Below are 3,527 nucleotides of genomic sequence, written 5' to 3' on the forward strand. Positions count from 1 at the left end.
CCGTGGCGCACGGCATTTCCGTCGCATCGCTCGCCGTCACGATTCCGACCTTTGGTACCCTCGGGGCCGCATGCAGCGTCGCTTCGGGGTCGGTCCTCATCGCGCTCGTCGGGCGCGCGTACGCCCTGCGGACGATGGGCGTCGACCCCACGGTCCTCGGCATCCTCGCGCGTGGCCGGGCGTAGCGCGCCGCCGCGGGCGGCGTCTCGCGTGACGGCGCTCCCGGCCGCGGCGGATCGGGCCTGACGTGCGGACGCTTCGCAAGAGCATCTACCGCCTCGAGCGGGCCGACGCGCGGTGGGCGCGATGGCTGCTGGCACTCGTCCTATGGGGGTACCGCGGCGTGGACCGCCTCGTTCTGCGCCGCGCGACGCGCATGGACCTGGCGTCGGAGAAGGTGGTGTCCCACGACCAGCGGTTCCTGTGCGTCGTGGTGCCCAAGAGCGGATCCCGGACCCTCATCGCGGGGCTCGACGCCGCCGCGCGGTTGCGCGGGTTCGACCTGACCCTCGACGAACGGTCGATCGAGGCGTTCCTGCACGGGTACGAGGGATACACGACGTTCGCGGTGGTGCGGGACCCGTGGTCGCGGATCTACTCCTGTTACAAGCAGAAGCTCGCGCAGGCGACGCCCATCACGAAGGCACGAACCCTGCACGGGCGACGGGGCTTGCATGCCTCGATGTCGTTCGACGCGTTCGTTCGCTGGTTGGCGACGCACGACGGTCGCGACGACGTCGCCGACCGCCACTGGATGTCGCAAACCAAGATCCTCGGGATGGACCGCGGCATGACCTACGACTTCATCGGGCGTCTGGACGCGTTCGACGAGGCGCTCGAGGCGATCGCCGAGCGCATCGGGATCCCGACGCACGTCTTCGCTCACGAGCTCCGCACCGCCCGACCGGACGAATACCTCGCGCACTACACGCCCGCGTTGGTTCGCATCGTGGCCGAACGCTACGCCGACGACGTCGAACGCTTCGGGTTCGTCCCCCCGGACCTGCCCTCCCCCCCCGACTGAGGGGATGGCGTTCGGTACCGAGGTGCGTTCCGGAAGCGCACTCCGGAGGCAAGTTCCGGAGACGCGTCCCGGGGGTCACCGAGGTCGTCCGGCGCGCACGTCCAGCGCGCACGTCCGTCGGGCTCGGTACGGCGCGTCCTACGGGGCGGACGGGTCGTCGACGGTCGGGCGTGCCCTCCCTAGGGAGAGGGCCCCCAGCGCGGCGAACGTGGGGACGAACGATCCGGTGTAGAAGAACGTGAGGTCGATGGTGTTGAGCGTCGCGAGGGTCGCGATCAGCGCGAGCGTCGAGCTCGGGTGCCGGCGCGCCGCCGCGACCGTCGGGGGTACGAGGAGGAGGGCCCACGCCACCAGACCGAGCGCGCCCTCGGCGGCGAACCGCTCGAGGAGGAGGTTGTGCGCGTGCGTGAGGTGGGTGACGTCGACGGCGCCCTCGGCGGTGGCGAGGGCGCGCCGGACGCCGTCGCGCCCCACCCCGACCCATGGCGACCCCCGTCCCTGCGCCAGGGCGATGCGGGCCACGGCGACGCGGCGGGGATCGCCGGCGAGGAGGGCGCCGACGGTAAACCGCTCCAGGAGGGGGCGCGGGAGGAGGGTGGCGCCTTTGGGAACGTACGCGCTGGCGTTCGAGCCACGCTCGAGTTGGGGGGCGGCCACCCGCAGGTCGATGCGTGAGGTCGTGTGGGGAGCGAGCATGCGGAACTGAACGTACGTCGTCCCGTCGCCGATTCCGGGTGGCGTGACGCAGCGGCTCCACGTCGTCTCGACGGCGCAGGAGACGCGGGAGAGGTTCGTGGTGAGGTCCACTCGGGTCGGAGCGTCGGCGCGAACGTAGACCGAGGCGACGTACGCGGCCCCCGCCTCGGATCGCCCCAAGCGCCCGTGGAGGAGCACGAGGCGGTCGTCGGCCAAGCGGCCCGAAATGCGTGTCGCGTCGTCGGGCACGCCGTCCCGCTCCCCATCGCCCGGCGTGAAGCGCACGGCGGCGTCCGGGGAGGTGCGCCACGGCGTTCGGGTGACGTCGCCACTCTGGTGGAGGAGGTTGCGCGCGGTGCGTTCCTGATGAAGGACGAGGTGAAGTCCACCCCACGCAGCGGCCACGATCAGCGCCCCAGCGACGAGGCTGCGGCGGACGACGGTGGCGTCGCGACGCCACCACGCGATGAGGCCCGAGCCGATCAGGAAGGCGGCGACGCCCGTCCGCGAGCCCGTGAGGACGAGGGCGCCGACGACCAGAACGGCGACGCTCACGTCGACCGCGACCGCGGACACGGCTGCGCGCCGCGTCCGCGGCGCGTACGGGACGCGGGGGGCGCGCAGCGCGAGCGACGCGACGCCGGCGACGGCGAGCGACGCCGCCAGGAGGTTCGGGTGGCCGGTGCCGACGTCGGTGCGCTGGGGCGGCGCACCCGTGGCCGCGGCCACGAACGCCGTCCCGATCGTCGCGAGGGCCAGCGCGGTGGTCCACGCCGGAAGGAGCCGAGGGAGGGCGGTGCGGGCGACGCGGGTGCGGCCGGCACGCCAGGACACCATCGCCAGCCCGACGGTCGCGGCGTACCACGCCGACGACCCGGGTTCGTCGTGCACCCACCCGATGAGCGCCAGTGCCACCGCGCTGCACGCGGCAAGACCGACGACGAGCGGTCCGGCGGCCACCGGGCGCAGCGAGGCGGCGCGCGACATCAGGACCGACGAGGGTCGGTGCGTGCGAGCCCGTTCAGGTACGCCCCGTACGCACTGGATCCGTAGCGCTCCGCAAGGCGGGCGAGGGCCGCGTCGTCGATCCAGCCGTTGCGCCAGGCGACCTCCTCGGGGGCGGCGATCTGGATGCCTTGGCGGGCCTCGAGGGTCTGGACGAAGGTGGCGGCCTGCAGCAGGGCGTCGGGGGTGCCGGTGTCGAGCCAGGCGGTGCCGCGCCCGAGGGTCTCGACGTGAAGGTCGCCGCGCCTTAGGTAGTGGCGGTTGAGGTCGGTGATCTCGAGTTCGCCGCGGGGGGAGGGGGTGAGGGTCTTGGCGACGTCGACGACGTCGGCGTCGTAGAAGTACAGGCCGGTGACGGCGTAGCGGCTCGTGGGGTGCCGGGGTTTCTCCTCGAGGCTCGTCGCGACGCCGTCCTCCCCGAAGTGGACGACGCCGTAGCGTTCCGGGTCGTGCACCCGGTACGCGAAGATGCGCGCGCCCCGCTCGAGGGTGGCGGCGTCGCGGAGCTTGCCGGTGAGGCCGTACCCGTGGAACAGGTTGTCGCCGAGCACGAGGGCGGCGGGGCCGCCGTCCAGGAACGATTCGCCGATCGTGAACGCCTGCGCGAGCCCGTCGGGGCTCGGTTGGACGGCGTAGTGCAGGTCGATGCCCCACTGCGAGCCATCCCCGAGCAGCGTGCGGAACGACGACCGGTCGTTGGGGGTGGTGATGATCAGGATCTCCCGCAGCCCCGCGAGCATGAGGGTCGTGAGGGGGTAGTAGATCATCGGCTTGTCGTAGACGGGCAGCAGTTGCTTGCTGA

4 protein-coding genes are annotated in these 3,527 nt (G+C 72.6%); 2 read left to right on the top strand and 2 right to left on the bottom strand.

Going from position 1 to position 3,527, the window contains the following annotated elements:
- Window positions 1-185 (top strand): hypothetical protein (locus RI554_10870; GenBank protein MDR9392515.1); only part of this gene is annotated, 185 nt, incomplete at its 5' end.
- 62 nt (window positions 186-247) lie between these two features.
- Window positions 248-1,024, top strand: coding sequence for a sulfotransferase family 2 domain-containing protein (locus RI554_10875; protein MDR9392516.1), 777 nt, complete (start codon window positions 248-250; stop codon window positions 1,022-1,024).
- Between the two features lie 138 nt (window positions 1,025-1,162).
- Here the strand turns inward: RI554_10875 and RI554_10880 are convergent, their stop codons facing one another.
- Window positions 1,163-2,707, bottom strand: coding sequence for an O-antigen ligase family protein (locus RI554_10880; protein MDR9392517.1), 1,545 nt, complete (start codon window positions 2,705-2,707; stop codon window positions 1,163-1,165).
- The coding region (rfbA, locus tag RI554_10885; GenBank protein ID MDR9392518.1) for a glucose-1-phosphate thymidylyltransferase RfbA at window positions 2,707-3,527 on the bottom strand (821 nt) is incomplete at its 5' end. The genes RI554_10880 and rfbA, both read right to left, overlap by 1 nt.

The organism is Trueperaceae bacterium (assembly GCA_031581195.1).
Lineage (GTDB): Bacteria > Deinococcota > Deinococci > Deinococcales > Trueperaceae > SLSQ01.

What these genes read in the sequence shown, in the direction of transcription:
- RI554_10880 (MDR9392517.1), bottom strand. Translation starts at nt 2,707, where the DNA reads ATGTCGCGCGCCGCCTCGCTGCGCCCGGTGGCCGCCGGACCGCTCGTC.